The organism is Albimonas pacifica, from assembly GCF_900113695.1.
In the GTDB taxonomy this organism is placed as follows: domain Bacteria; phylum Pseudomonadota; class Alphaproteobacteria; order Rhodobacterales; family Rhodobacteraceae; genus Albimonas; species Albimonas pacifica.
The window spans coordinates 1-1,358 of sequence record NZ_FOQH01000063.1; the positions used below are offsets into that span (position 1 = coordinate 1).

1 protein-coding gene is annotated in these 1,358 nt (G+C 73.4%); it reads left to right on the top strand.

The features are described 5' to 3' along the window. On the top strand, window positions 1-1,358 hold a 1,358-nt coding region (locus BM064_RS27875; RefSeq protein ID WP_218161139.1), incomplete at both ends, for a phage tail length tape measure family protein.

Consider the following 1,358-nt stretch of genomic DNA (forward strand, 5'->3'; position numbering starts at 1 on the left):
GCCACCGGCATGCGCCAGGTCGGCGTCGCCTCCAACGCCGGCGCAGCGCAGCTCGGCAACCTCGCCGCCCAGTTCAACGACATCGGCGTGATGCTCGCCGCCGGGCAGTCGCCCCTGCAGCTCGCCCTGCAGCAGGGCACCCAGATCAGCCAGGTGCTCGGGCCCATGGGCGCGGGCGGGGCGGTGCGGGCCCTCGGCGCGGCGTTCCTGTCGGTGCTCAACCCCGTCTCGCTGATCACCATCGGGACCATCGCCGCCGGCGCGGCGATGTTCTCCTGGCTGCGGGAGGCCGGTCCCGCCGCGATCGACCTGGGCGAGGCGATCGACGAAGTCGACGCGAGCATCGACGCGGTGGTGGCGTCGACCAAGCGGCTGTCCTCGGGCGCGCTCGACGAGATGGTCGCGAAGTACGGCGCCATGACCGGCGAGCTGCAGGCGATGCTCCGGGCCCAGGACGAGCTGGCGCGCCGGACCGCCTTCCTCGACCTCCTGCGCGCGCAGCAGGGGATCGCGGCCGGGATCGCCGAGCAGTTCCGCGACATCGCCAGGGCGGACTCGGCGGGGCACGCTGGGCGGACCGCTGAAGGCCGCCTAGCGCGGACCCTCGGCATGAGCCGGGCCGAGATCGACGAGGTCGCCGCGGCGATGGAGCGGGCGAAGACAGCGGCCACGCCCGAGGGCATGGCCGAGTCCTGGCGCCAGGTCTACGAGCGCGTGGTCGAGATCTACGGCGGCTTCCAGCAGCTGAGCAGCGGCCAGGTCACCCTGAAGACCGAGCAGGTCCAGTTCCTGGAGCACCTCGTCGCGAGCGAGGACTCGGCCCGCCGTCTCGCCGGCATCGACATGGCCTCGGGCGTCGCCAAGGCCCGGGCCGAGGCCACCCGCTTCGCCGACGAGATGGCCCGCGCCCGCGACGCGGCCTTCGACCTGGGCAAGAGCGGCGCGGAGCGGCTGGAGGACGCGCGGATCCGCGCCGCCTACGCCAACGACCCGGTCGAGCAGGCCCGCCAGCTCGGCATCAAGGCGATGGAGAGGGCCCAGGCGCCGATCTACGCCGGCCTCGGCGCGCGCGACGTCTCGGCGCGCGAGGATCTCGCCGCCCAGGCGGAGGAGTATGGAGACCTGGAGGCTCGGGCCGCCGCCGCCGATGAGGCCCGGCGAAAGCTCCTCGCAACCTCGCGGTCGGGCACGCGCGAGTTCGACCAGGAGCGCAAGGCGGTGGAGAGCCTGCTGGAGCAGGAGCGCACGCGCCTCGCGGTCCTGCGCGAGACCGATCCAGTCCGCAAGGAAGTGCTCTCCGTCTCCGATCGCATGACCGCCGCCACCGCCAAGGAACGGAAGGAGCTGCAGGGCCTGAT